24 protein-coding genes and 1 riboswitch are annotated in these 24,218 nt (G+C 68.2%); of the genes, 18 read left to right on the forward strand and 6 right to left on the reverse strand.

Annotated features, from left to right (window positions below; translation table 11 throughout):
- Positions 1-3: 3 nt before the first annotated feature.
- Positions 4-906 carry an alpha/beta fold hydrolase gene (locus tag B0F77_RS00370; RefSeq protein ID WP_245847735.1) on the reverse strand — a complete coding sequence of 301 codons (903 nt, stop codon included), beginning with the start codon at positions 904-906 and terminating at the stop codon, positions 4-6.
- A gap of 28 nt (positions 907-934) precedes the next feature.
- Between B0F77_RS00370 and B0F77_RS00375 the strand changes: the two genes are divergently transcribed.
- The 3 genes from B0F77_RS00375 (at position 935) to B0F77_RS00385 (ending at position 2,909) form a co-directional block, all read left to right on the forward strand.
- Positions 935-1,849 (forward strand): 2-hydroxyacid dehydrogenase, encoded by a 915-nt coding sequence (locus B0F77_RS00375; protein WP_245847736.1) that lies wholly within the window; start codon positions 935-937, stop codon positions 1,847-1,849.
- 69 nt (positions 1,850-1,918) lie between these two features.
- The gene (locus tag B0F77_RS00380) at positions 1,919-2,656 is read left to right on the forward strand and encodes a DoxX family protein (protein WP_086660699.1); all 738 of its coding nucleotides are present in this window, start codon (positions 1,919-1,921) and stop codon (positions 2,654-2,656) included.
- A 10-nt stretch (positions 2,657-2,666) separates the two neighbouring features.
- The gene (locus tag B0F77_RS00385) at positions 2,667-2,909 is read left to right on the forward strand and encodes a hypothetical protein (RefSeq protein WP_086660700.1); all 243 of its coding nucleotides are present in this window, start codon (positions 2,667-2,669) and stop codon (positions 2,907-2,909) included.
- On the opposite strand, the gene B0F77_RS00390 is transcribed toward B0F77_RS00385, so the two are convergent.
- Positions 2,892-3,554, reverse strand: coding sequence for an aldo/keto reductase (locus B0F77_RS00390; protein WP_086660701.1), 663 nt, complete (start codon positions 3,552-3,554; stop codon positions 2,892-2,894). The two genes, B0F77_RS00385 and B0F77_RS00390, sit on opposite strands and share 18 nt — an antisense overlap.
- Positions 3,555-3,560: 6 nt before the next feature.
- On the opposite strand from B0F77_RS00390, the gene B0F77_RS00395 reads away from it, so the two are divergent.
- Entirely contained in the window at positions 3,561-3,980 is a 420-nt protein-coding gene (locus B0F77_RS00395; RefSeq protein ID WP_086660702.1) for a winged helix-turn-helix transcriptional regulator, read from the forward strand.
- Positions 3,981-4,010: 30 nt separating this feature from the next.
- On the opposite strand, the gene ilvD is transcribed toward B0F77_RS00395, so the two are convergent.
- From ilvD to B0F77_RS47610, 3 genes are all read right to left on the reverse strand, one after another.
- Entirely contained in the window at positions 4,011-5,855 is a 1,845-nt protein-coding gene (ilvD, locus tag B0F77_RS00400; RefSeq protein ID WP_086660703.1) for a dihydroxy-acid dehydratase, read from the reverse strand.
- A gap of 76 nt (positions 5,856-5,931) precedes the next feature.
- The gene (locus B0F77_RS00405) at positions 5,932-6,357 is read right to left on the reverse strand and encodes a vitamin K epoxide reductase family protein (RefSeq protein WP_086660704.1); all 426 of its coding nucleotides are present in this window, start codon (positions 6,355-6,357) and stop codon (positions 5,932-5,934) included.
- The gene (locus B0F77_RS47610; protein ID WP_158102549.1) at positions 6,354-6,773 is read right to left on the reverse strand and encodes a PH domain-containing protein; all 420 of its coding nucleotides are present in this window, start codon (positions 6,771-6,773) and stop codon (positions 6,354-6,356) included. Before B0F77_RS47610 ends, B0F77_RS00405 begins: the two co-directional genes overlap by 4 nt.
- 230 nt (positions 6,774-7,003) lie before the next feature.
- Between B0F77_RS47610 and B0F77_RS00415 the strand changes: the two genes are divergently transcribed.
- The 7 genes from B0F77_RS00415 (at position 7,004) to B0F77_RS00445 (ending at position 17,604) form a co-directional block, all read left to right on the forward strand.
- The gene (locus tag B0F77_RS00415) at positions 7,004-8,836 is read left to right on the forward strand and encodes an acetolactate synthase large subunit (RefSeq protein WP_086660769.1); all 1,833 of its coding nucleotides are present in this window, start codon (positions 7,004-7,006) and stop codon (positions 8,834-8,836) included.
- Positions 8,836-9,342 carry an acetolactate synthase small subunit gene (ilvN, locus tag B0F77_RS00420; protein WP_045310681.1) on the forward strand — a complete coding sequence of 169 codons (507 nt, stop codon included), beginning with the start codon at positions 8,836-8,838 and terminating at the stop codon, positions 9,340-9,342. The genes B0F77_RS00415 and ilvN overlap by 1 nt, the downstream gene beginning before the upstream one ends.
- 22 nt (positions 9,343-9,364) lie before the next feature.
- On the forward strand, positions 9,365-10,378 hold the full coding sequence (ilvC, locus tag B0F77_RS00425; protein WP_086660705.1) for a ketol-acid reductoisomerase: 1,014 nt from the start codon (positions 9,365-9,367) through the stop codon (positions 10,376-10,378).
- A gap of 79 nt (positions 10,379-10,457) precedes the next feature.
- Positions 10,458-10,721, forward strand: a complete 264-nt coding sequence (locus tag B0F77_RS00430) for a DUF397 domain-containing protein (protein WP_086660706.1) — start codon at positions 10,458-10,460, stop codon at positions 10,719-10,721.
- A gap of 452 nt (positions 10,722-11,173) precedes the next feature.
- Complete coding sequence (serA, locus tag B0F77_RS00435) at positions 11,174-12,769, forward strand: phosphoglycerate dehydrogenase (RefSeq protein WP_425435595.1); 1,596 nt, start codon at positions 11,174-11,176, stop codon at positions 12,767-12,769.
- Between the two features lie 242 nt (positions 12,770-13,011).
- Positions 13,012-16,278 (forward strand): S8 family serine peptidase, encoded by a 3,267-nt coding sequence (locus tag B0F77_RS00440; protein ID WP_245847737.1) that lies wholly within the window; start codon positions 13,012-13,014, stop codon positions 16,276-16,278.
- Positions 16,279-16,566: 288 nt separating this feature from the next.
- Positions 16,567-17,604, forward strand: coding sequence for a 3-isopropylmalate dehydrogenase (locus B0F77_RS00445; RefSeq protein WP_086660771.1), 1,038 nt, complete (start codon positions 16,567-16,569; stop codon positions 17,602-17,604).
- 70 nt (positions 17,605-17,674) lie between these two features.
- Here the strand turns inward: B0F77_RS00445 and B0F77_RS00450 are convergent, their stop codons facing one another.
- Complete coding sequence (locus B0F77_RS00450; protein ID WP_086660708.1) at positions 17,675-18,094, reverse strand: YciI family protein; 420 nt, start codon at positions 18,092-18,094, stop codon at positions 17,675-17,677.
- Positions 18,095-18,319: 225 nt separating this feature from the next.
- Between B0F77_RS00450 and B0F77_RS00455 the strand changes: the two genes are divergently transcribed.
- The 7 genes from B0F77_RS00455 to B0F77_RS00485 all read left to right on the forward strand — a co-directional run bounded on the left by B0F77_RS00455 (position 18,320) and on the right by B0F77_RS00485 (position 24,183).
- Complete coding sequence (locus B0F77_RS00455; RefSeq protein WP_086660709.1) at positions 18,320-18,703, forward strand: SseB family protein; 384 nt, start codon at positions 18,320-18,322, stop codon at positions 18,701-18,703.
- A complete protein-coding gene (locus B0F77_RS00460; RefSeq protein WP_086660710.1) occupies positions 18,700-19,215 on the forward strand; it encodes a hypothetical protein in 516 nt (171 codons plus the stop codon). Before B0F77_RS00455 ends, B0F77_RS00460 begins: the two co-directional genes overlap by 4 nt.
- Positions 19,212-20,618 carry a putative T7SS-secreted protein gene (locus B0F77_RS00465; protein WP_086660711.1) on the forward strand — a complete coding sequence of 469 codons (1,407 nt, stop codon included), beginning with the start codon at positions 19,212-19,214 and terminating at the stop codon, positions 20,616-20,618. The genes B0F77_RS00460 and B0F77_RS00465 overlap by 4 nt, the downstream gene beginning before the upstream one ends.
- 27 nt (positions 20,619-20,645) lie before the next feature.
- A complete protein-coding gene (locus tag B0F77_RS46875) occupies positions 20,646-21,287 on the forward strand; it encodes a hypothetical protein (protein ID WP_143466508.1) in 642 nt (213 codons plus the stop codon).
- A riboswitch (cobalamin riboswitch) is annotated at positions 21,282-21,408 on the forward strand. Its footprint overlaps the gene before it by 6 nt.
- A gap of 35 nt (positions 21,409-21,443) precedes the next feature.
- Positions 21,444-22,466 (forward strand): FecCD family ABC transporter permease, encoded by a 1,023-nt coding sequence (locus tag B0F77_RS00475; protein ID WP_245847738.1) that lies wholly within the window; start codon positions 21,444-21,446, stop codon positions 22,464-22,466.
- Positions 22,466-23,206, forward strand: coding sequence for an ABC transporter ATP-binding protein (locus B0F77_RS00480; RefSeq protein WP_086660713.1), 741 nt, complete (start codon positions 22,466-22,468; stop codon positions 23,204-23,206). Before B0F77_RS00475 ends, B0F77_RS00480 begins: the two co-directional genes overlap by 1 nt.
- On the forward strand, positions 23,203-24,183 hold the full coding sequence (locus B0F77_RS00485; protein WP_086660714.1) for an ABC transporter substrate-binding protein: 981 nt from the start codon (positions 23,203-23,205) through the stop codon (positions 24,181-24,183). The genes B0F77_RS00480 and B0F77_RS00485 overlap by 4 nt, the downstream gene beginning before the upstream one ends.
- Positions 24,184-24,218: the final 35 nt, after the last annotated feature.

Here is a 24,218-nt window from a genome sequence, read left to right on the forward strand (position 1 = left end):
AGGCTATGTGCGCGACCGTGAATCTGAAGTGAACGCCTCCGAAGTCGCGAAATCGACGGCCCGCACCCGGTCCAGCAACAGGTCCAGCTCCGCGCTGACGACCTCGGGTGCCTCCAGCGGCAGGTAGTGGCTGCACGGCAGCACCCTCAGCCGCGCCTGGGGCAGCGCGCCGACGGGGCCGGACATGCTCTCCGTCGTCGCCAGCACGTCGTCGCGACCGGCCAGCAGTGTGACGGGGCACACGATCGGGCTGAGGTCCTGGCGCCGCGTCTCGCCCAGCGCGAGCGCCAGCGTGAAGTACCAGCGCCAGTCGTGCTGCAGGAACCGGCTGACCGCCTCCGTCACGGCCTTCGGGTCGCTGCTCGGCTTGATCACGCCGGTGTGCCGCAGCAGGAACGTCGTCGCGTCCGTGACCGGGATGCGGTGCAGCACCTTGTCCAACACGGGACCGGCCTGCTGCAGCAGTTTCGTGCCGGTCAGTCCGACGAACCGGCGAAGGCTCTTCGGTACCACCGGCAGCATCCCGTCGAACGAGTCGCCCGGTGCGCCCGCGACGAGCAGCAGGCCCGCCACCCGTTCCGGATGGCGCAACGCCAGTTCGGCCGCGACCGTGACGCCCATCGACCAACCCATGATCACGCACCGCTCGACGCCCGCGTCGTCCAGCGCGGCGATGGCGTCCGCGACGTGGTCGTCCAGCGAGATGTTGCGTTCGTCGACGGGCCGGTCCGATCCCATCGTGCCGCGCATGTACCAGCTGAACAGGCCGCCGCGATCGGTCAGCGACGGCCACGACTCCGGCCCGGAACCCACACCGGGACACAGCAGCACCGGCGGGCCATCGCCCTGCGCGTGCCACGTTCGGATCTTCGTGCCGTCCCAGGAGATGACGTCGTGCTCCCGCATGACGGACATTCTGACGTACTTTGGCGTCGTGACGCTCATCGTGCTCGTGCCAGATGATTTCGGAGTTCAGGCGCTGTCTCAGGTGGACGGTGTCCGGCCGGTCCGCTACACGCCGGGACAGCCACTGCCGTCCGACGCGACGGATGCCGAGGTCCTGGTGCCGAAGTTCCTCGCAGGGACCGATCCTCGCGACGTGTTCGCGCAGTTGCCGAACCTCAAACTCGTGCAGCTGCTGAGCGCGGGCGCGGAGAACTTCGTCGGCAAGGTGCCGGACGGTGTGATGCTTTCCACTTGCCGCGGCGCGCACGGCGGCAGCACCGCGGAGTGGGCCATCGGCGCTCTTCTGGCCATCTACCGAGAGTTCCTCGTTTTCGAAAAGGCCCGCGCCGAGGGCCGCTGGGACTACCACCTGACGGACACCTTGCAGGACAAGAAGGTCCTGATCGTCGGCGCCGGCGACCTCGGCGAGCAGCTGCAGCGGCGCCTCGAACCGTTCAACGCCTCCGCCGTGCTGGTCGGCCGCACCGCCCGCGACAGCGTGCGCGGCGTGGACGAGCTGCCGGCGCTGCTGCCGGAGTTCGACGCGGTGGTGATCTTCACGCCGATGACCGAGGAGACCAGGCACCTGGTCGACGCCAAGTTCCTGGCCGCGATGAAGGACAACGCGATCCTGGTCAACGGCGCCCGCGGCCCGGTCGTCGACACCGACGCGTTGGTCGCCGAACTGAATTCCGGGCGACTGCGCGCGGCACTCGACGTGACCGATCCCGAACCGCTTCCAGCCGATCATCCACTGTGGACCGCACCGGGTCTGCTGCTCACCCCGCACGTGGCCGGATCCTGCACGGGGCATACACATCGCGCCTACGCGATCGTGGCGTCGGAGATCGCTCGCTACGTCGCGGGGGAACGTCCGCGCAATCTCGTGAGCGGTAGCTACTAGTCCGTTCGGGTTAAGCTGAGCTGCCGTTCGGCTCTCGCGCGCCCGCGCGAGGCCCCCTAGCGTGCGGGCGTGGCTACTCACGACAAAGGCTCGACCACATCGAGCGCTTTCTCCGACGACTCGTTCTACTCGAGCAGCGGAGGGGGAGTGCACCACTTCGACGACAGCACGACCAGAGTCGGCGAGGGCGCCGGGTCGCCCTACGACTCGACGACGAAGGCGTTCGACACGACGGCGTACACGCCGCTGGACAAGTCCACTGTGGACAATCCCGCGTTCGCGGACGAGGACCCGTTCGAAGACGACCGCAAGAAGTTCGGCTGGACCGCCGGGCCGGACATCGGCCTGCTCGGGCTGCGTGCCGTGCTCGGTGGCATCTTCGTGCTGCACGGCCTGCAGAAGGTCTTCGGGCTCTTCGGCGGCCCCGGCATCAACGGCTTCGCGCAGTCGCTGGAGAAGATGGGCTACCGCGAGTCGGTCGTCCTCGCCTGGGTCACCGGCATCACCGAGCTCACGGGCGGCGGCCTGCTCGTCCTCGGCCTCTTCACGCCGCTCGCCGCGGCGGGCCTGCTCGCGATCATGGCCAACGTCATCGCGCTGCAGTACAAGGGCGGCTTCTTCGGTCCCAACGGCGTGGAGCTGGAGCTGGCGCTCGCGGGCATGGCGTTCGCGGCGCTGTTCGCCGGACCGGGCCGGGCCGCGCTGGACTACAACCGCAGCTGGTTCCGCCACCCGCTGGCGGCCGGTTTCATCGCACTCCTGCTCGGAGCGGGCGGTGCGGCGGTGACGTACTTCGTGTTCCGGTAAGAAAGCCCCTGTGCGGAAGAACCTGACGGGAGCACTGCTCCAGCTCGCCCTGCTGGTGATCGGGATTCCGATCGTCTACCTGGTGGCGCTGCCGTTCGGTCTCACCGCGAAATCCCTGCTACCGCCGCTGGGCCTGCTCGCGGGCCTGATCATCAGCGGCATCATGGTCAAACGAACGAGCCAGCCCGTCAGCGGACCGCTGACGGGCTGGCTCGTGTTCGGGGTCTGTCTGCTGCTAGCGCTCGCCGTCTAGCGCGCCGGCGATGTTCTCGCGCAGGTGTGTCACCGACGACGTGCCCGGGATGAGCAGGATGTTCGGTGACCGCCGCAGCAACCAGGCCAGTGCGGCGGGCCTCGGTGACTGAAGTGGCGTGAAGCCCCCGAGCGGGAAGAACGGCACGTAGGCGATCCCGTCGGCCGCGAGCTTGTCGATGAGCTCGTCGTCGTCCCGGTGGGCGAGGTTGTACATGTTCTGCACGCACACGATCGGCGCGATGCTCCGTGCCTCGGTGACCTGCTCCGCGGTGGCGTTGCTGACGCCGAGGTGGCGGATCAGGCCCTGCTGCTGGAGTTCGACCAGAGTCTCGAACGCCTCCGCGAGCGAACCGGGCTGAGGACCTTCCGCGTTGCCGAGCCGGAGGTTGACCAGGTCCTCCGGCCGCCGGGCCACCGGCCAGCCGCCCTGGTCGTCGCGGGTCGCGCCCACCTTGGTCGCGATGTGCAGCGACTCGGGATACGGGTGCAACGCCTCGCGGATCAACTCGTTGGTGACGCGCGGGCCGTAGGCGTCGCTCGTGTCGATGTGGGTGATGCCGAGTTCGACCGCTGCACGCAGGACTTTCAGGGCGCCGTCGTGATCGGCGGGCAGGCCCATGACCCACGGACCGGCCAGTTGCATGGCGCCGTGACCGAACCGGGAGACGGTCAGATCGCCCAGAAGCGGGCTCAGGCCAAGGTGGAGTACAACGCGTTCCTGGCGGGATGTCCCAGCCGGCAGCTGCTCGACCGGATCTCGGACAAGTGGGTCGTCCTGGTCCTGTGCGCGCTCGGCGATGGGCCGATGCGGTACTCGGAGATCGCCCGCCTGCTGGCCGGAGTGAGCCAGAAGATGCTGACCCAGACGTTGAGGTCGTTGGAACGCGACGGATTGTTGACCCGCACGGCGACGCCGACCGTCCCTGTCACCGTTTCCTACGAGCTGACCGATCTCGGTCTCTCGCTGCACCACATGACGCGCGGGCTCAGGACCTGGGCGCAGACGAACATGGGCGAGGTCCTCGCGAACGGCGAGAAGTACGACGCCCACAAAGAAGTGCTGCCCTGACCAGGCGGCCAGGGCAGCACCAAGAGCGGTCTACCTGCTCGGGTCGCGCACCGCGCCCGTGGACGCGTCCGTCGCCATCCGCGCGTACGCCCGCAGCGCACCCGTGACCGGACGGATCCGGTCCACCGGCTGCCACGGCCGTTCCGACGCCTCCATCTTGGCGCGGCGCTCGGCCAGCACCTCGTCGTCCACCAGCAGTTCCAGCCGGCGCTCGTGCACGTCAATGAGGATCCGGTCGCCGTTCTCCACCAGGCCGATCGTGCCGCCGCCCGCCGCCTCCGGCGAGATGTGGCCGATCGACAGGCCCGACGAACCGCCGGAGAACCGGCCGTCCGTGATCAGCGCGCACTTCTTGCCGAGACCGGAACCCTTGAGGAACGCGGTCGGGTGCAGCATCTCCTGCATGCCCGGGCCGCCGGACGGGCCCTCGTAGCGCACCACGAGCACGTCGCCCGCCTGGATCTCCTTGTTCAGGATCGCCGAGACGGCCTGCTCCTGGGACTCGACGACGCGCGCCGGGCCCTCGAAGTGCCACAGCTCCTCGTCGATGCCCGCGGCCTTGATGATCGCGCCGCGCTCGGCCAGGTTGCCGCGCAGCACGGCCAGGCCGCCGTCCTTGGTGTAGGCGTGCTCGATGGAGCGGATGCAGCCGCCGGCCGCGTCGGTGTCCAAAGAGGACCAGCGGTTCGACGTCGAGAACGCCTGCGTGGTCCGGACACCACCGGGAGCTGCGTGGAACAGCTCAATGGCTTCAGGAGAAGGCGAGGCGGCGCGGATGTCCCACTTGCCGAGCCACTCCGCGAGGGTCGGCGTGTGCACCGACGTCACGTCGTCGTTGAGCAGGCCGGCGCGGTAGAGCTCGCCCAGCAGCGCGGGGATTCCGCCGGCCCGGTGCACGTCCTCCATGTGGTAGTCGGAGTTCGGCGACACCTTGGACAGGCACGGCACGCGGCGGGACAGGTCGTCGATGTCCTGCAGCGTGAAGTCGATCTCGCCCTCCTGTGCGGCGGCGAGGATGTGCAGCACGGTGTTCGTCGAGCCGCCCATGGCCATGTCGAGCGCCATCGCGTTCTCGAACGCCTTGCGGTTCGCGATGGACCGCGGCAGCGCCGACTCGTCGTCCTCGCCGTACCAGCGCTTGCACAGCTCCACGACCACGCGACCGGCCTCGGAGAACAGCTCGCGGCGCGCGGCGTGGGTGGCGAGCGTCGAACCGTTGCCCGGCAACGAGAGACCGAGGGCTTCGGTGAGGCAGTTCATCGAGTTCGCGGTGAACATGCCGGAGCAGGAGCCGCACGTCGGGCACGCGGAGCGCTCGACCTCGCTCAACCCCTCCTCGTTCACCGCGGGAGAGGCCGACGCGGAGATCGCGGTGATCAGGTCGGTCGGCGCGACGGCGACACCCTCGACGACGACGGCCTTGCCGGCCTCCATCGGGCCGCCGGACACGAACACGACGGGGATGTTGAGCCGCATCGCCGCGTTCAGCATGCCGGGGGTGATCTTGTCGCAGTTCGAGATGCAGACGATCGCGTCGGCCTGGTGCGCGTTGACCATGTACTCGACGGAGTCGGCGATGATCTCGCGGCTGGGCAGCGAGTAGAGCATCCCGCTGTGGCCCATGGCGATGCCGTCGTCGACCGCGATGGTGTGGAACTCGCGCGGCACGCCACCCGCCTCGCGCACGGCCTCGGCCACGATGTCGCCGAGGTCCCGCAGGTGCACGTGGCCCGGCACGAACTGCGTGTAGGAGTTGGCGATCGCGATGATGGGCTTGCCGAAGTCGCTGTCCGTCATGCCGGTCGCGCGCCAGAGCGCGCGGGCTCCGGCTGCGTTGCGGCCGTGCGTGGTGGTGCGAGAGCGGAGCTGAGGCACTGCTCCTCCAGATTCAGTTCAAGAAAAATGCGCGCGGGACGGCCGGGTCAGGCGTCACCAGTCTGGGAGCGGTGCCTCAAAGGTTACTCGTGCGCAGACTCGCCGAGACCAGCAGACCGGCCAGCGCGAGCGTGATGACGTGCACAACCGTGCACCACAGACAGATCTTGCCGATGATCAGGATCTCGGCCGCGACCAGGTACACGACCATCAGGACGCCGACGCCGATCGCGCCCAGCCGCACCCACTTCAGCGCGTCGATCCGCCACGCGAACGGGAGGCAGATCACGGTCAGGAACGCGAAGAACGCCAGCCCGAGGAACGCGACGGGGATGCCGAGCAGCTCCGACTGGTCGCTCGTGGTCACGGTCTCGCAGTCGATCACCGCGTCCGCCGAGCACAGCAGCGCGCTGGCGTTGAAGTGCGTGTACGTCAGATAAGCCGAGGTCAGCAGGCCTGCGATGGACAGCAGCAGGCTCAGCAGCGGAACTCGTTGGATCACTTCTCCGACTCTACGGATTCCTCGGCCGGTTCCTCGGCAGGCTCGTCCACCACGGTCGGGTCCGGCACCCGCCCGCCGCTGATCACCGACAACGCCGGCAGGTGCATGAACCGCACAGCGGGCAGCGTCACCTCGGAGTCGTCGTCGCGAACCGCCTTCAGCCAGCTCTTCTGGACCAGCCGGATCGACTTCACGTCGTCCCAGCGCACCGTGGTCGAGCCGAAGACGCCGCGGGCGACGAGTTCCTCCTCGGTAACGGTCGTGCGGTTGCGGACGACCCACCACGCATAGCCGAGCGGGATCACGTACAGCGCCTGCAGCCCGGGGATGGCCCACGCCACAGGAGTCACGCAGATGGCGATCAGACCCGCTGCGAGCAGGGCGGTTGCCGGGATGCGAAAGACCAGCTTCTTCACTCGAAGGATTGTTCCACGTCCACGATCCGGGAATTCCATCTCGCAGAGTTGACGCCCTCTTGCGTGAAGCGATAACGTCCGCTTCATGCAGCGCACGCTCGTTCTCGTACTTCTCAGGCGCGTCGACGCCTGAGCCGAACAGCCTGCGTCGACGCGCGACCCTCGCACGACCCATCTTCGGGTTGTCGAGGGTTTTTTCGTGTCCGGACCCCGATACCCACGAGGCAATGATGACCAGCGCACCATCGCGACAGGCTCCCGAGCCCACGTCGCCACGTCCAGGTCCGCGGCCCAAACCGGCCCCGCCGACGGGCGCACCGATCCGTGTAACCGGTGCTCAGTCGCTCGTCCGGTCCCTTGAGGCGGTCGGCTGCGAAGTGGTCTTCGGCATTCCCGGCGGGACGATCCTTCCCGCGTACGACCCGCTGCTGGACTCCACGAAGGTCCGGCACATCCTCGTCCGCCACGAGCAGGGCGCGGGACACGCGGCGACCGGATACGCGCAGGCCACCGGCAAGGTCGGGGTCTGCATGGCGACCTCGGGACCGGGTGCGACCAACCTCGTCACCCCACTCGCGGACGCGAACATGGACTCCGTGCCCGTCGTCGCGATCACCGGTCAGCAGTCGCGGCCGCTGATCGGCACGGACGCCTTCCAGGAGGCGGACATCTGCGGCATCACGATGCCGATCACCAAGCACAACGTCCTCGTGACCGACGCCGCGGAGATCCCGCGGGCGATCGCGGAGGCGTTCCACATCGCGTCGACCGGCCGACCCGGCCCGGTCCTCGTCGACATCCCCAAGGACGTGCTGCAGGAGCAGACCAGCTTCTCGTGGCCGCCCGAGCTGCGCCTGCCCGGTTACCGGCCGACGACCCGGCCGCACGGCAAGCAGGTCCGCGAGGCCGCCAAGCTGATCGTGGCCGCCCGCAAGCCGGTGCTCTACGTCGGCGGTGGCGTGATCAAGGCCGACGCCCACGCCGAGCTGTTGCGCCTGGCCGAGGACACCGGCATCCCGGTCGTCACCACGCTGATGGCGCGCGGGGCGTTCCCCGACTCGCACCAGCAGCACCTCGGCATGCCCGGCATGCACGGCACCGTCGCGGCCGTCGCGGCGATGCAGAAGGCGGACCTGCTGATCGCCCTGGGCGCCCGGTTCGACGACCGCGTGACCGGCCAGTTGAACTCGTTCGCGCCGGACGCGCAGATCATCCACGCCGACATCGACCCGGCCGAGATCTCCAAGAACCGCCGTGCGGACGTCCCGATCGTGGGCGACTGCAAGGAGATCATCACCGAGCTGATCGACGCGGTCCGCACCGAGCGCGACGCGGCCAAGGCCGTCGACCTCGCGCCGTGGTGGGAGACGCTGAACTCGCTGCGTGAGACGTTCCCGCTGGGCTACGACTGGCCGGAGGACGGCACGCTGTCGCCGCAGTACGTCATCGAGCGCATCGGCAAGCTGTCCCCGGCGGACACGATCTACACCGCGGGCGTCGGCCAGCACCAGATGTGGGCCGCGCAGTTCGTGAAGTACGAGCACCCGCGCACGTGGATCAACTCCGGCGGCCTCGGCACGATGGGCTTCGCGGTGCCCGCCGCGATGGGCATCAAGGCCGGTGAGCCGGGCCGCACGGTGTGGGCCATCGACGGCGACGGCTGCTTCCAGATGACCAACCAGGAGCTCGCCACCTGCGCCATCGAGGGCCTGCCGGTGAAGATCGCCGTGATCAACAACGGCAACCTGGGCATGGTCCGGCAGTGGCAGACGCTGTTCTACGGCGAGCGGTACTCCAACACGGATCTGGGGACGCACAAGCACCGCATCCCAGACTTCAAGCTCCTGGCGGAGGCACTCGGGTGTGCCGGCCTGCGGGCCGAGTCGCGTGAGGAGGTCGACGACGTGATCGCGAAGGCGCTGGAGATCAACGATCGCCCGGTCGTGGTCGACTTCGTCGTCGGCAAGGACGCCCAGGTGTGGCCGATGGTCGCGGCGGGCACCGGCAACTCCGAGATCATGGCCGCCCGCGGCATCCGCCCCCTGTTCGACGAGGATCTGTGATGACCAGGCACACGCTGAGCGTTTTGGTCGAGGACAAGCCCGGTGTGCTCGCACGCGTCGCCGGTCTGTTCTCCCGCCGCGGCTTCAACATCGAGTCGCTCGCGGTCGGCCGCACCGAGTACCCCGACATCTCCCGCATGACGATCGTGGTGTCGGTCGACGAGCTGCCTCTGGAGCAGGTGACCAAGCAGCTCAACAAACTCATCAACGTCATCAAGATCGTCGAGCTGGAGCCTGCCGCTTCCGTTCAGCGACAGCTGGTGTTGATCAAGGTTCGCGCCGACGCCACGGTGCGTTCGCAAGTTCTCGAAACCGTTCAGCTGTTCCGCGCGAAGGTCGTCGACGTGTCACCGGAGGCGGTCACGATCGAGGCCACCGGCACGTCTGAAAAGCTCGACGCGTTGCTGCGCATGCTGGAGCCCTACGGGCTTCGCGAGATCGTCCAGTCCGGCATGGTCGCCATCGGCCGTGGCGCTCGTTCCATCACCGCCACCGCGGTTCGTTAGAAACCAGACAGAAGGAAATACAGTGAGCGTTGAGATCTTCTACGACGACGATGCCGACCTGAGCATCATCCAGGGCCGCAAGGTGGCCGTGATCGGCTACGGCAGCCAGGGCCACGCCCACGCGCTGTCCCTGCGCGACTCCGGCGTCGAGGTCCGCATCGGCCTGCAGGAGGGCTCGAAGTCCCGCGCCAAGGCCGAGGAGGAGGGCCTGGAGGTCGGCACGCCGGCCGAGGTCTCCGCGTGGGCCGACGTCATCATGATCCTGGCGCCGGACACCGCGCAGCGCCACATCTACGCCAACGAGATCGCCGCGAACCTCAAGGAGGGCGACGCGATCTTCTTCGGCCACGGCTTCAACATCCGCTACGGCCTGATCACCGCTCCGTCGGGTGTGGACGTCGCCATGGTCGCCCCGAAGGGCCCCGGCCACCTGGTCCGCCGCCAGTTCGTCGACGGCAAGGGTGTTCCCGCGCTCATCGCCGTCGAGCAGGACGCCTCCGGCAACGCCCAGGCGCTCGCCCTGTCGTACGCGAAGGGCATCGGCGGCACCCGCGCCGGCGTCATCAAGACGACGTTCAAGGAAGAGACCGAGACGGACCTCTTCGGCGAGCAGGCCGTCCTCTGCGGTGGCGCGTCGGCGCTCGTCCAGGCGGGCTTCGAGGTCCTGACCGAGGCGGGCTACGCCCCCGAGGTCGCGTACTTCGAGTGCCTGCACGAGCTCAAGCTGATCGTCGACCTCATGTACGAGGGCGGCATCGCCCGCATGCGTTACTCGATCTCCGACACGGCCGAGTTCGGTGACCTGACCCGCGGCCCGCGCGTCATCACCCCCGCGGTCAAGGAGGAGATGAAGAAGATCCTGGGCGAGATCCAGGACGGCACCTTCGCGAACGAGTGGGTGGCCGAGGACGACAACGGCCGCGCCAACTACAAGAAGCTGCAGCAGGAGGGTGAGAACCACCCGATCGAGGCGACCGGCAAGAAGCTCCGCGACATGATGTCGTGGGTCGACCGGCCGATCACCGAGACCGCCTGAGTCTTTCCTCACTGGGAGGCCCGCCGCGCGTGTGTGACGCGCTGCGGGCCTTTCCGCTTCGATGCGCTAATTTCGAGCCATGACCGACAGTGCGCCGATCTACGACGACAAGGCTCATGTGCGCGGCAACCTCGATCTCCGCGCCGCGGAGTGGAAGCGCCCGCCGGAGCCCGAACCGGAGGACGGCCACGTCGAGATCGCCTTCGTGCCGCACACCGACGGCGCCACCTATGTCGCCATGCGCAACTCCAAGCAGCTGGAACCGGTCCTCGTCTTCACGATGGCCGAGTGGGACGCTTTCGTAGCGGGCGCCAAAGACGGGGAGTTCGACGAGCCCTGGTGAGCAGCCCGGGGCCCTCGAACCTGTCGCGGGACCGCGGGCCCCGACCGCACCACACGTCCGTTCCCCGCACCCGGTCCGCGCGTCGGCGCGCCCCGGCGACCACCGCCACGAGCTTCTCCGCCGTGAGACCGGCCCGTAGCTCCTCGACCGTGGAGAAACTCCACACAGTCGTCGTGTGCAGGTCGTCGCGGAAGCCGTTCCTGAGTTCTGCCAGGCGCGTCATGAGCGGAAGCTAGCAAGGCGAGAGCTCCTGGTCAGCCGGTTTTCCGGCGGCCGGTGCGAGTCCGTCCCACTCCGCAGGACGCCCCGAGTGACCTGAGCCACCCGCCAAAGGCCCTGGCAAGCCCCCTGTCTATGCTCGTTAACAGTCCGGACACATTGCGGTGCCCGGTCGGCGCGGGCCTGCCGCCTCGACCACGCCCGCGCCCCACGATCCGACCGTTCTGGGAGCGATGTCCGTGACCAACACGAGCCGACCTGTTGTCCTCATCGCCGAGAAACTCGCACCGTCCGTTCTGGACGCTCTCGGCGACGGCGTGGAAGTGCGCCACGTAGACGGCACCGACCGCCCCGCCCTCCTCGAAGCCGTCGCGGACGCGGACGCCCTGCTCGTCAGGTCCGCCACCCAGGTCAACGCCGAGGTGTTCGCGGCCACCCGCAAGCTCAAGGTCGTCGCCCGCGCCGGCGTCGGGCTCGACAACGTCGAGGTCCCGGCGGCCACGGCGAACGGCGTGATGGTCGTCAACGCGCCCACGTCCAACATCGTGTCGGCCGCCGAGCACGCGGTCGCCCTGCTGCTCTCCGTCGCGCGCCAGATCCCGGCCGCGCACGAGACGCTGCAGAACCACGAGTGGAAGCGCAGCAAGTTCAACGGCGTCGAGCTCAACGGCAAGACGGTCGGTGTGGTCGGCCTCGGCAAGATCGGCCAGCTGTTCGCGCAGCGCATCGCCGCGTTCGGCGTCGAGCTGATCGCGTACGACCCGTACGTGTCGGCCCAGCGCGCCGCTCAGCTCGGCATCGAGCTCGTCACGCTCGAAGAGCTCCTCGAACGCGCGGACGCCATCAGCATCCACCTCCCGAAGACGCCGGAGACCAAGGGCCTGATCGGCGCCGAGCAGCTGGCCAAGGCCAAGCGCGGCGTCATCATCGTCAACGCCGCCCGCGGTGGTCTCATCGACGAGGAGGCCCTGGCGGAGGCCGTGAAGGAAGGCCAGGTCGGCGGCGCCGGCATCGACGTCTTCTCCACCGAGCCGACCACCGAGAGCCCGCTGTTCAACGTGCCGGGCATCGTCGTCACGCCGCACCTCGGCGCGTCCACGGCCGAGGCGCAGGACCGCGCGGGCACCGACGTCGCGAAGAGCACCATCCTCGCGCTCGCCGGCGAGTTCGTGCCGGACGCCGTCAACGTCCAGGGCGGCGCGGTCGGCGAGGAGGTGCGCCCGTACCTGCCGCTGGTGCAGAAGCTCGGCACCGTCCTCAGTGCACTGTCGCCGAAGGCCCCGACCAGCGTCACCGTCGAGGTCCGCGGCGAACTGTCCAATGAGGACGTCGAGATCCTGCCGCTGGCCGCGCTGCGCGGTGTCTTCACCAAGGTCGTCGAGTCGCAGGTGACGTTCGTGAACGCGCCGAGCCTCGCCGCGGACCTGGGCGTCAACGTCGAGCTGGTCAAGGAGACCGAGAGCCCGAACCACCGCAGCCTCGTCACGGTGAAGTCCGTGTACGCGGACGGCACCACGTTCAGCGTCTCCGGCACGGTCAGCGGCATCGCGCAGGTCGAGAAGCTGGTGAACATCAACGGCCGCAACTTCGACCTCCGGGCCGAAGGCACCGTGCTGCTGCTGGAGTACCCGGATCGTCCGGGTGTCATGGGCACGGTCGGCACGCTGCTCGGCGAGGCCGGCGTGAACATCGAGGCCGCGCAGATCAGCCAGACCGGCGCGGACGCCGTGATGGTGCTGCGGGTGGACCGTCCGGTCGACACCGCGGTGCTCGACCCGATCGGCGCCGCCGTTGGCGCGCGCACGGTTCGCTCTGTCGACTTCGGATAGTCACGACAAACCGGGACGGGGACGGCAAAGTCCCCTCCCGGTTTCATCGTCGTTCACAACGAAGTCGTAACAGGCAACTATCTGTAGAACATATTCATACTTTCGGGGCAATCGCAGACACACGATCAGCGATTAGCGTCCCCCCGAGGTTGACCCGGTGCCGTGAGGGCGCGGCACTTTGCATTCGGGTCGGAAGCACACACCTCGGTTGGGGCAACGTTGTGAAAAGACGATCGAGTCTGGTGGTGTTCTCTGCCATCACCACACTGCTGATCGCACCCGCCACGGCACAGGCGCAGAGCGAACCGCTCGCGCAGCCGGTCAAGGGTGCACACGGGTTGGACGCGAAAGCGTTGCAGCTCAAGGTTTCTCCCAGGCTGAACGGCGCGGGCAAGGTCACCGCGTTCGTCGCGCTCGACCGCAAGCCGGCCGTCGACGCGTTCGACGAGAAGAAGAGCCAGGGCAAGGAAGCCGCGAAGCAGGCCGCCAAGCAGGCGAAGAACGACGTGGCGGCGACGGTCGACCAGGTCGTCGGCCAGCTCAGGACCGCGGACACCTCCACCAAGGAGGTCTACCGGACCTCCAACGGCGTCCCCGGCGTCGTCGTGAAGGCGGACGCGCAGAAGGTTCGCGAACTGGCGCAGCGCCAGGACGTTCTCGCGGTCTACCCGGTCGTGCCGAAGAAGCGCCAGAACTCGAACGCCGTCCAGCTCACCAGGACGCTCAACGTCTGGCAGCAGTACGGCAAGCTCGGTGACGACGTCCGCGTCGGCATCATCGACACCGGTGTCGACTACACGCACGCGAACTTCGGCGGTCCCGGCACGGTCGACGCGTTCCGCGCGGTCAACCCGCGCGCGGCGGACCCGAACTTCCCGACCACGAAGGTCGTCGGCGGTTACGACTTCGTGGGCGAGGAGTACGACTCGGAGAGCACCGACCCGGCGATCAACACGCCGAAGCCGGACCCGAACCCGATCGACTGCAACGGTCACGGCTCGCACGTCGCGGGCACCACGGCCGGTTTCGGTGAGAACGCCGACGGCAGCACGTTCAAGGGCGACTACACCAAGCTCGACGCCGACAAGCTCAACGCGATGAAGATCGGCCCCGGCACCGCGCCGAAGGCCCTCATCTACGCGCTGAAGGTCTTCGGCTGCGACGGCTCGACCGGCGTCACCTCGCAGGCGCTCGACTGGTCGCTCGACCCCGACGGCGACGGCGACTTCTCCGACCACCTCGACGTGGTCAACCTGTCGCTCGGCTCCGACTACGGCGCCCCGGACGACCCCGACAGCCTCTTCGTCAAGAAGCTGTACAAGGTCGGCGTCATGCCGGTCTTCTCCGCTGGCAACGGCGGCGACCTCTACGACATCGGCGGCTCGCCGGGCAACACGCCCGAGGCGCTGACCGTGGCCTCCGTGCGCGACTCGTTCGTGCTGCGGGACGGCGCCGTGGCGAACGGCCAGACGAAGCCCGGTCAGTACAGCCAGAACTTCACCGGCTACCTGGGTTACGACAAGACCCGGCCGGTCGTGAAGCTGACCACGGCGGGCAACCTCGACGGCTGCCAGCCGATCACCGAGAACCTCGCCGGCAAGTTCGTGTGGCTGGAGTGGGAGGACAACGACTCGTCGCGCCGTTGTGGTTCCGGTGGCCGCACCAACAACGCGCAGGCCGCGGGTGCCGAGGGCGTGGTGCTTTCGTCCACTTTGAACAACTTCAACGCGGGCATCGCGGGCAACGCGACCATTCCGGTGTTCCAGTTCACCGGCGACGCCACCAAGCAGGTGCGCCCGCTGCTGGACGCGGGCACGCTGAACGTCCAGATGGCGGGCGTCCTGCGCACCACGGTGCCGACCTACGACCAGTCCATTTCGGACACGCCGAGCTCGTTCACCAGCCGCGGCACCCGCAGCGGGTCGATCAAGCCGGACGTCGCGGCGCCCGGTGACACGATCTCGTCGACCGCCGTCGGTTCCGGCAACGACCGCATGGTGATCTCGGGTACGTCGATGGCGTCCCCGCACGTCGCCGGCATCGCCGCCCTGGTGCGCCAGACGCACCCGGACTGGACGCTGGAAGAGGTCAAGGCCGCGATCATGAACACCGCGGGTGCGGACGTGCGGGAGGGCGGCAAGACCTTCGCTCCCAACCGCGTCGGCACCGGCCGCGTGGACGGCAAGTCCGCGATCGACAACCAGGTCCTGGCCTACGTCGAGGACGACCCCGGCTACGTGAGCGCGAACTTCGGCGTCGTCGAGGTCTCCAAGCCGGTCTCGAAGACCAAGACGATCAAGATCGTCAACAAGTCCACGAAGGCCGTCGAGTACAAGGTCGGCTACACGGCCGCCACGTCGATCCCCGGCGTGAGCTACGTGCTCTCGCAGGACAAGGTGAAGCTGAGCCCGCGCGGCATCGCGAAGGTCAAGGTCACCCTGAAGATCGACGACCCGAAGGCGCTGCGCAAGACGGTCGACTCGACCGTCGTGCCGACGCAGCTCGGTGAGGCGCGTCAGTTCATCGCGGACGCCTCCGGCCGGGTGACCCTCACGCCGACCGCCGGCGCCACGGTGCCGCTGCGCCTGTCGGTCTACTCGGCGCCGAAGCCGGTGGCGGACATCAAGACCGCCTCCAGCCTCAAGTTCCGGGGCAACGACAAGCAGGCGATCCTGAACCTGACCGGCAAGGGCGTCGATCAGGGCACGGGCTCGCAGGCCTACCGCTCGCTGATCAGCGTTCTCGAGCTGCAGGCCCAGTCGCCGAAGCTGCGTGACTGCCGCAAGAACGTCACCGAGAACTGCGCGTTCAACGAGACCGCCAAGGGCGGCGACCTGCGCTACGTCGGTGCGGCCTCCACGGCCCCGCTCGCCAAGGCGCAGGGCAAGCCCGAGGAGTCGCTGCTCGCGTTCGGTGTCGCGACGTGGGGCAACTGGTACAACCTCGGCAAGAACACCGTCCCGTTCGTCGACATCGACACCAACGGTGACGGCACCGCGGACTTCGAGACGTTCGCGACGCGCGTTGACGACACCGACCTGCTGGTTGCGACCACGATCGACCTGAAGACGAGCGAAAAGGTCGACGTCCAGGCGGTCAACGGCCAGTTCGGTGCCGTCGACACGAACGCGGCGGACACCAACGTCGTCGTCCTGCCGGTGCTGCTGACGGCACTGGGCATCGACCCGACGAAGGACACCTCGCGGATCTCGTACGTCGTGGGCGTCGGTGGCTACTACGCCGCGCCGGGCAACGCGAACAAGCTGGTCGACGTCATCGACCGCAACCTGTCCTACGACCCGCTCAAGCCGGGTCTGTGGGCGCAGGGCGGCGGCGACGCGGCGCTCTCGTACCTCGCCAAGCCGGGCACCGCGCTCGTGGTGAACAAGAACGAGGCGTCGCTGAAGGCCGACAAGTCCGACGGCCTGCTGGTGCTCAACCACCACAACGCCAACGGTGACCGCGCGGCGGTCGTCCTGGTGAAGTCGAGCGGGCGCGGGGCCTACTAGGTCCGATGTCTGAGGCGGAAGCCCGGTCTCCTGGTGGAGACCGGGCTTCTGTCCGTTTTCGGGGCCGGTCACGGGGTGGAACTGGAAGCCGTCACCCCTTGACGCGACCCCGTTCCTGCGGTCGAGTGACACTCGAAAGTGGGCAATGGGCCGTGTGGGTGTCCCGCAGTACGGGAGAGAACACCCCGAAGGGGTGTCCGGCATGCGGCGAGTGGCCGTGATGCCGGTAGCCTTTCGCGAAGGAAAGTAGTCCCACTAATTGGGGACTGACACCTGGGAGGTGTGTGGATGCGGCTCGCAGTGATCCCAGGAGACGGGATCGGGCCCGAGGTCATCGCTGAGGCCCTGAAGGTCCTCGGTGAGGTCGTTCCGGCGGCCGAGATCACTCGCTACGACCTCGGCGCGGCGCGCTGGCACGCCACGGGAGAGTTGTTGCCCGAGTCGGTGCTGGGAGAGCTTCGCCAGCACGACGCGATCCTGCTCGGCGCGGTGGGCGACCCGTCGGTGCCGAGCGGAATCCTGGAGCGCGGTCTGTTGCTGCGCCTCCGGTTCGAGCTCGACCACCACGTGAACCTCCGCCCCGCCCGTCTCTACCCCGGAGTCCGCAGCCCGCTCGCGGACCCGCCGGAGATCGACATGGTGGTGGTCCGCGAGGGCACCGAGGGCCCGTACGCGGGCAACGGTGGTTTGTTGCGCAAGGACACCCCGCACGAGATCGCCACCGAGGTCTCGCTCAACACGTCGTTCGGCGTGGAGCGCGTCGTCCGCGACGCCTTCGCCCGTGCGTCGAACCGACCGCGTCGCCACCTGACGCTGGTGCACAAGACGAACGTCCTCACGCACGCCGGCTCGTTGTGGTCGCGCGTGGTCGAGGAGGTCTCGTTGCAGCACCCGGACGTCACCGTGGCGTACCAGCACGTCGACGCGGCGACGATTCACCTGGTCACCGACCCTGGCCGCTACGACGTGATCGTGACGGACAACCTGTTCGGCGACATCCTGACCGACCTCGCCGCCGCCGTCACGGGTGGCATCGGCCTGGCCGCGTCGGGAAACATGGACGTGACGCGGCGCAACCCGTCGATGTTCGAGCCGGTGCACGGTTCGGCACCGGACATCGCGGGCCAGGGCATCGCGGACCCGACCGCGGCCGTGCTCTCCGTGGCGCTGCTGCTCGACCACCTGGGCGAGCACGAGGCGTCGCGCCGGATCGAGGCCTCCGTGGCGTTCGATCTGGCGACGCGCGACCACCAGTCGCCGGGCGCGACCTACGCGATCGGTGACAGGCTCGCGGCGCTCGTGTCGTCGAACGTGCGCACGGGCTGATCGCTCTCGCAAGAAACCATGAACGGCGCTTTCGTGGACCTCAGGTCCACGAAAGCGCCGTTCATGGTTTTCAGAGCTGGCCGTTGGCCTCGCGCCAGGCCCGCTCCTTCTGGATCCACTCGTTGTCCTGCGGGAACTCGTCGATCGTCGGCACCCGGCGGATCTCGGTCTTGAACCCGGGGCCGGTCATCGGGGCGCGCTTGGCCCACTCGATCGCCTCTTCCTTCGACGCGACGTTGATGATGTAGAAGCCGTTGAACAGCTCCTTCGTCTCGCCGTACGGGCCGTCCGTCACGACCGGCGGCTCGGTGGAGTAGTCGACGACGACACCCTCGGACGGGTCGGACAGACCCTCCGCGGCCAGCAGCACGCCGGCGCGGATCATCTCCTCGTTGTAGCGGCCGACCGTCTCCAGCATCTTGTCGAAGTCGAACTCGCCCATGTTCGCGAAGGCCTCGTCGGTGGCGCGCCAGATCATCATGAACTTCACGGTGTGTCTCCCTGTGTCTCGTAGGCCTTCGGGGCCTTGGCATCCACAGGTCGAACGGGCTCGGCGCCGGATCGACACGACCCTCGAACTTTTTTCGAAGTTTCCTGTTTGCGCAGTTCAGATGGTGACGCCGACCTCAGTTGATCAGCTCTCCCGACACGCACGGTGAGTCGCCGGTAACGTACGGCGCTGCCGATCTGGGGGGATTGGTTGAACAGGAGAGGCATGCACGACGAAAACGAGGCGGTCGCCCACGCGCGGCGCTACCGCGAAGGTGGGGGAGATCCGGAAGCGTTCGTGAGGGCGTTCCGGCAGAGCACGGTCTACCTGCAGCGGATCGATCCGCTGTCCCTGCCGGTCGTCACGATCGAGGGACTGCACTGGCTGGCCGCGTTCTCCAGTCCCGAACTGCTGCAACAGCATCTCGCCGCCAGAGGTGAGAGCACGGAGGCCGTCTACCTCGCGGTCACCGGGGGGAGGTTGCTCGACCACTACCTGCCCGCGTTGCCCAGGCGCACCGGTGTCGTGTTCGACAACGGCGCCGAGCACATGATGAGCCTGCCGCCGGTGCGCGGCATCGTCTCCGACGAGCTGGCGGTGGACGCGTGACCGGGTTCGGCGTCGACCTCGGTGCGATGGGGCAGGCGATCAAGGGCATCAACGGCACGGTCGCCGCGCTGAAGGAGATCGCGCCGGACGGCGGCCACCTCGCGTCCACCACGTCCACCTTCGGGATGCTCTGCCCGAACGAGGACGAGTGCGGTGACGAGGTGCTCGCCGACGCGTTGGAGGAGTTCTTCGAACGGTGGCGCTGGGGGCTTCGGCACCTGGTGAAGGAAGGCACGGAGATGGTGTCCGCGCTCACCGACACCAAGAGCGTGTACGAGAAGGCGGAGGACAAGGCCAAGCAGGCGTTCCAGCTGCTGCTCGGCAACCCGAACTCCCACGACGATCCGACCAAGCAGTCGTGGGAGGGCCTGGCCAAATCCGGCCTGAACCAGACCACGCCGGGCCAGCAGTGGGACAGGGCCACCAAGGGCGCCGAGGACGCGTGGGACTCGTCGGTCAAGGACATCATCGGCGAGGAGACCTCGTTCAAGAAGGCCGGTGATCGCTCGTGAGCTTCTTCGGCCGCAGCGAGCTCGGCGACACCGACGACCCCAAGGAGCTCGTTCCCGGCGACGTCGCGACGCTCGAAGAGACGGCGAACGGGTTGCGCAAGCTCTCGACCGCCTGCCAGGAGGCGTACGCCGGGGTGTCCGAACTGGACGTCGGACACTGGACGGGAGACGCGGCGGAGAAGTTCGGCAGTTACTTCTCCGCCGAGACGCCGAAGTGGCGTGACGCGGCGGAGGCGTTCGGGCCGGCGGTGGACGCGCTGACGACGTACAAGGGTGCGGTCGAGCGCGCTCAGCGTGATGCCGCCGAAGCGATCCGCATCTACAACGAGTCGAAGGCGGAGACGGAGGCGGCGGAGAAGCAGTACGACGCCGCGTCGTCGCAGCACGAGAAGGCGTCGCTGGACGCCTTCGCCAACGGTGCGGCGTTGCCGGGGCCGCTCGCGCCGTTCAGCGATCCCGGCAAGGCCAAGCGGGACCAGGCCGAGCGGATCCTCGCCGACGCGCGGAAGGCGTTGAAGGAAGCGGCCGCACAGGCGGCGTCGGTGATCAACAAGTCGAAGGACAGGGCACCGGCGGAACCGGGCTTCCTCTCCAAGCTCGGCGCCTCGCTCGAGGACACGTTCGAGAAGACCTCCGAGCAGATGGAGAAGTTCGGCGACGGCCTGGGCAGGTCCGTGACCAGCCTGGTGACGTTGATCCGGGTCGGGAACCCACTCGACCCGTACAACGTGATGCACCCTGGCGAGTACGCGGCGAACATGATGAAGCAGGCCTCCGGCATGGTGCACATGGTCACGCACCCCACCGAGGCCGTGAAGGGCATCCTCAACTTCGAGGAGTGGAAGAAGGACCCGTTCGGTGCGGCGGGACAGCTGGTGGGCGACATCGCCATCGGCATCGCGACCGACGGCGCGGGGCTGGCCGGCACGGCGGAGAAGGCGATCGCCCGAGAGGCGATGGAGGCGACCGCGCGCGAAGCGACCGAGCAGGCGGCCACCCAGCTCGGCAAGCACGTCGACGACGGCCTGCCGCCGTGGCTGCGCGAAGGCTACGAGCAGCCACCGGCGCACCAGCCGGACTTCCCGCAGCACCATGGCGACGAACCGTTCGGTCCACAGAAGACAGATCCGGACGACCTGCCGTCGCACGACCGGGACCCGGAGCACCGCGAGCCCGACTCACCTGCCGAGCAACCGAAGCACGAGCCGGACGAGCCGCCCAAGATCACTGACCCGGTGCACCTGCCGGAACCCGACAAGAGCCACTACTTCTCGCTGTACCGGTCGGTCGGCGAGATCCAGGACGGCCTGTGGAAGCTCGAGGGTCCGGTGAGGCAGGCGCAGGAGCAGACGATGCACCAACAGCAGCAGATGATGCGCGACATCATGGCCAAGCACAGCTGACGCGACGGCGACACCCAGGAGTCTTGAATGCACCCCCAGCAACCGCCGATGCGTCCCCAGCGCCCGTTGGGGCCACCGCAGCGCCAGATGCCACCACCGCCACGGGCGATGAGGCCACCCGCTCCGCCACCTTCCCGGCCGGCTCCTCCTCCGCGGCAGCCGGTCGAGGAGCTTCCGGAGTGGACGAAGGATGGGGAGTTCCCGGCGATCTCGCGCAACGTCCCGCTCTACGGCAAGGATCCGGCATCGGGCAAGGAACAGGTCTGGGTGGGCCGCGTCGTGTGGCAGGCGGTGACCCCGAAAGAGATCAAGATGGCTCTCTACGGACCGTTCGGCCGCAAGATGTCGACCGCGGAGACCGTGTTCTCCGCGCTGTGGAGGATCCGCAACGAGATCGAGGATCCCGAGCTGCACAACCCGCCGTGGAAGGTGCTCGTCAAGGGATCCAGGGGCGACGTGTGGCACGTCGGCCACAAGGTGTCCATCTTTCCCGGTGACCGGGCCGAGGTCCTCGTCCCCGGCGAGAAGGTGACCGAGACCGTCGACGTGCTGGCGCTGCTCGACCCGGACGAGATCACGAAGTGGGGCAACGTCGAGCAGCAGATGATGAACAGCCTGGAGTACTTCAGGCGCTTCGAGCCCAGCTTCGGTGCGGGAGGCGCCCTGTAGCTCGGGTTAGAGTGTGAACGTCGCGTGTGGGGGAAGTCCGGTCGAATTCCGGCGCTGACCCGCAACGGTAGGTCTCCTCACGGGGACGAGCCCGAATACCCGCACACGGCCGCAGAGAACCTCCAACTCCTGCCGTGGACTGCGGGAAGGGACCAAGTGATCGGGAAGATCAGCGCGCTCGTCGGCGTGCTCGTCGTCAGCATCGTCGCGGGCGTGGCGCTCGGCCCCGTCTCCGTACCGTTCGACGTCACCCTCGAACTGCTGCGGGCGGCGCTGACCGGCGGCACCGTGCCCGCCGACCTCGCCGGGCAGTACCACATCGTCTGGGACATCCGGCTTCCCCGCGTGCTGCTCGCGGCGGTGGTGGGCGCCGGCCTCAGCGCGGTCGGCGTGGCCATCCAGGCGATGGTCCGCAACGCGTTGGCGGACCCTTATGTGCTCGGCATCTCGTCCGGTGCGAGCGTGGGTGCGACGGCCGTGGCGACGCTGGGAGTGTTGTCCGGCCTCGGCGTCTACGCGTTGTCGGTCGGCGCTTTCCTGACCGGCCTCGGCGCCACCGCGCTGGTCTACCTCACCGCGCGCACGAGCCGAGGGCTCACGCCGTTGCGGCTGGTGCTGACCGGAACCGCGCTGGCGTACGGGTTCTCCGCCGTGGCGATGCTGCTGGTGTTCCAGGCGCCGCGCGGTGACGCGGCGCGCTCGGCCATGTTCTGGTTGCTCGGCAGCCTCGGCGGGGCGAACTGGCAGTCGTTGCCCGTCGCCACCGTGGTGACCGCGCTCGGCGTCGTCTACCTGCTGACCAAGGCGCGGCCGTTGAACGCGCTGGCGATGGGGGACGAGACCGCGACCACGCTCGGCGTCGAGGTCAACCGGTTCCGCACGCACCTGTTCGTCGTGACCGCCGGCATCACCGGTGTGCTGGTGGCGGTCAGTGGCGCGGTGGGCTTCGTCGGGCTCATGCTGCCGCACCTCACCCGCATGGTGGTCGGCGCGGACCACCGCAAGGTGCTGCCGCTCGCACCCCTTGCCGGAGCCTCGTTCCTCGTCTGGGTCGACGTGGCCGCCCGCCTGCTCGCGGCGCCGGAAGAACTGCCGCTCGGTGTCATCACGGCCGCGATCGGCGTGCCGTGCTTCATCTTCCTCATGCGCCGCAGGGCCTACGTGTTCGGAGGACGCTGATGCGGGTCGAGGCCGACGGGCTCACCGTCCAGGGCATCATCACCGACATCACGCTGCAGGCCCGCGACGAGGTCGTCGGCATCGTCGGCCCGAACGGCAGCGGCAAGTCCACGACGCTGCGCTGCGTCTACCGCGCCATGAAACCGGACGCCGGAGCCGTGCTGATCGACGGCGTGAACGTCCACAAGAGACAGAATCTGGCCTGCGACCTCGCCGCGCTCACCCAGGAGTCACAGGTCGAGTTCGACTTCACGGTCGCCGAGGTCGTGGAGATGGGCCGCCTGCCGCACGAACGCGACTCCGCCCGCGACCGCCGGGTGGTCCTCGACGCACTGGCCACAGTGGACTTGTCGGGCCTCGCCTCCCGCAGCTTCCTCAGTCTGTCCGGCGGCGAACGCCAGCGCGTGCTGATCGCCCGCGCCATCGCCCAGGAGCCACGCGTGCTCGTGCTGGACGAGCCGACCAACCACCTCGACATCCGCCACCAGCTCGACGTGCTGGCCCTGGCCCGCGGCCTCGGCGTCACCGTGCTGACCGTCCTGCACGACCTGAACCTCGCCGCGTCCTACTGCGACAGGTTGTACGTGCTCGACGAAGGCCGCCTCGTCGCGTCCGGCACCCCGGACGAGGTCCTGGTGCCCGAGCTGATCGCCAAGGTTTTCCACGTCACGGCGCACGTCGTCCGACACCCCACCACGGGAGTCCCCCAACTCCTGTTCGACCAGGAGGTCACCCCTTGAGAACCGCCGCTCTGTGCGCCGCCCTGCTCTTCGTCTCCGGCTGTGGCGCCACGGTCGCGCAGGACAAGTCTGTCGCGGACCCGGTGACCATCACGAACTGCGGCCAGCAGGTCACCTTCGACAAGGTGCCGTCCAAAGTGGTCACCAACGACACCGGCATCACCGAGCTGATGTTCGCGCTGGGCCTCAAGGACCGCATGGCCGGTTACGTGGTGGACGGCAACAACACGGTGGACCTGCAGACCTCACCGTGGAAGGCGGACTTCGACAGCACTCGCAAGCTCGCCGACAAGATCTCCAAGGAGGTCGTGCAGGGCGCCAACGCCGACCTGGTGTTCGCCGGCTGGAACTACGGGTTCAGCGAGAGCACCGGGTTCACGCCCGATGCGTTGAAGCAACTGGGGATCGGCACCTACCAGCTCACCGAGGCGTGCCGCAACGGCGTCGGCAAGCAGCGCGGCATCATGCCCGCACTGGACGCGCTGTACACGGACCTGCGCAACCTCGGGAAGATCTTCCGCGTCCCGGCCAAGGCCGAGGAGCTCATCAGCGGCTACCAGAAGCAGATCTCGGACGCGGGTGCGTTGATGGCCGGCAAGCCGCGGCCGAAGGTGTTCCTCTACGACAGCGGGCAGGACCAGCCGTTCACGTCCGGCAGGAACGCGGCGCCGCAGGACGTGATCTCCAAGGCCGGTGGCGACAACATCTTCGGCGACCTCAACGACAGCTGGACCACGGTCAACTGGGAGACGGTCGTGCAGCGCGACCCGGACGTCGTGCTGATCGTGGACTACGCCGACGGTGAGGCGAACACGCCCGCGCAGAAGCAGGCGTTCCTGGAGGGGTTCGCGCCGCTGGCCAACTCGCCGGCGGTGAGGAACAAGCGGTTCTTCGCGCTGCCGTATGCGGCGTTGGTGGAGGGGCCACGGAACCCGGCGTCCGTGGAGGCGTTCGCGAAGTACCTGTCACAGGCGTGACTGTCACAGGCGTGAACCCGTGACCAGATAGTGGG

Origin of the sequence: Lentzea kentuckyensis (genome assembly GCF_002150765.1) — a bacterium.
Classification (GTDB): Bacteria; Actinomycetota; Actinomycetes; order Mycobacteriales; family Pseudonocardiaceae; genus Lentzea; species Lentzea kentuckyensis.

Bases quoted from the DNA above. Each gene is read 5' to 3' on its own strand.
- B0F77_RS00370 (WP_245847735.1), bottom strand. From the start codon at position 906: ATGCGGGAGCACGACGTCATCTCCTGGGACGGCACGAAGATCCGAACG.
- B0F77_RS00390 (WP_086660701.1), bottom strand. From the start codon at position 3,554: ATGCAACTGGCCGGTCCGTGGGTCATGGGCCTGCCCGCCGATCACGAC.
- B0F77_RS00415 (WP_086660769.1), top strand. From the start codon at position 7,004: ATGACCAGCGCACCATCGCGACAGGCTCCCGAGCCCACGTCGCCACGT.
- ilvN (WP_045310681.1), top strand. From the start codon at position 8,836: ATGACCAGGCACACGCTGAGCGTTTTGGTCGAGGACAAGCCCGGTGTG.
- B0F77_RS00430 (WP_086660706.1), top strand. From the start codon at position 10,458: ATGACCGACAGTGCGCCGATCTACGACGACAAGGCTCATGTGCGCGGC.
- serA (WP_425435595.1), top strand. From the start codon at position 11,174: ATGTCCGTGACCAACACGAGCCGACCTGTTGTCCTCATCGCCGAGAAA.
- B0F77_RS00445 (WP_086660771.1), top strand. From the start codon at position 16,567: ATGCGGCTCGCAGTGATCCCAGGAGACGGGATCGGGCCCGAGGTCATC.
- B0F77_RS00455 (WP_086660709.1), top strand. From the start codon at position 18,320: ATGCACGACGAAAACGAGGCGGTCGCCCACGCGCGGCGCTACCGCGAA.
- B0F77_RS46875 (WP_143466508.1), top strand. From the start codon at position 20,646: ATGCACCCCCAGCAACCGCCGATGCGTCCCCAGCGCCCGTTGGGGCCA.
- B0F77_RS00480 (WP_086660713.1), top strand. From the start codon at position 22,466: ATGCGGGTCGAGGCCGACGGGCTCACCGTCCAGGGCATCATCACCGAC.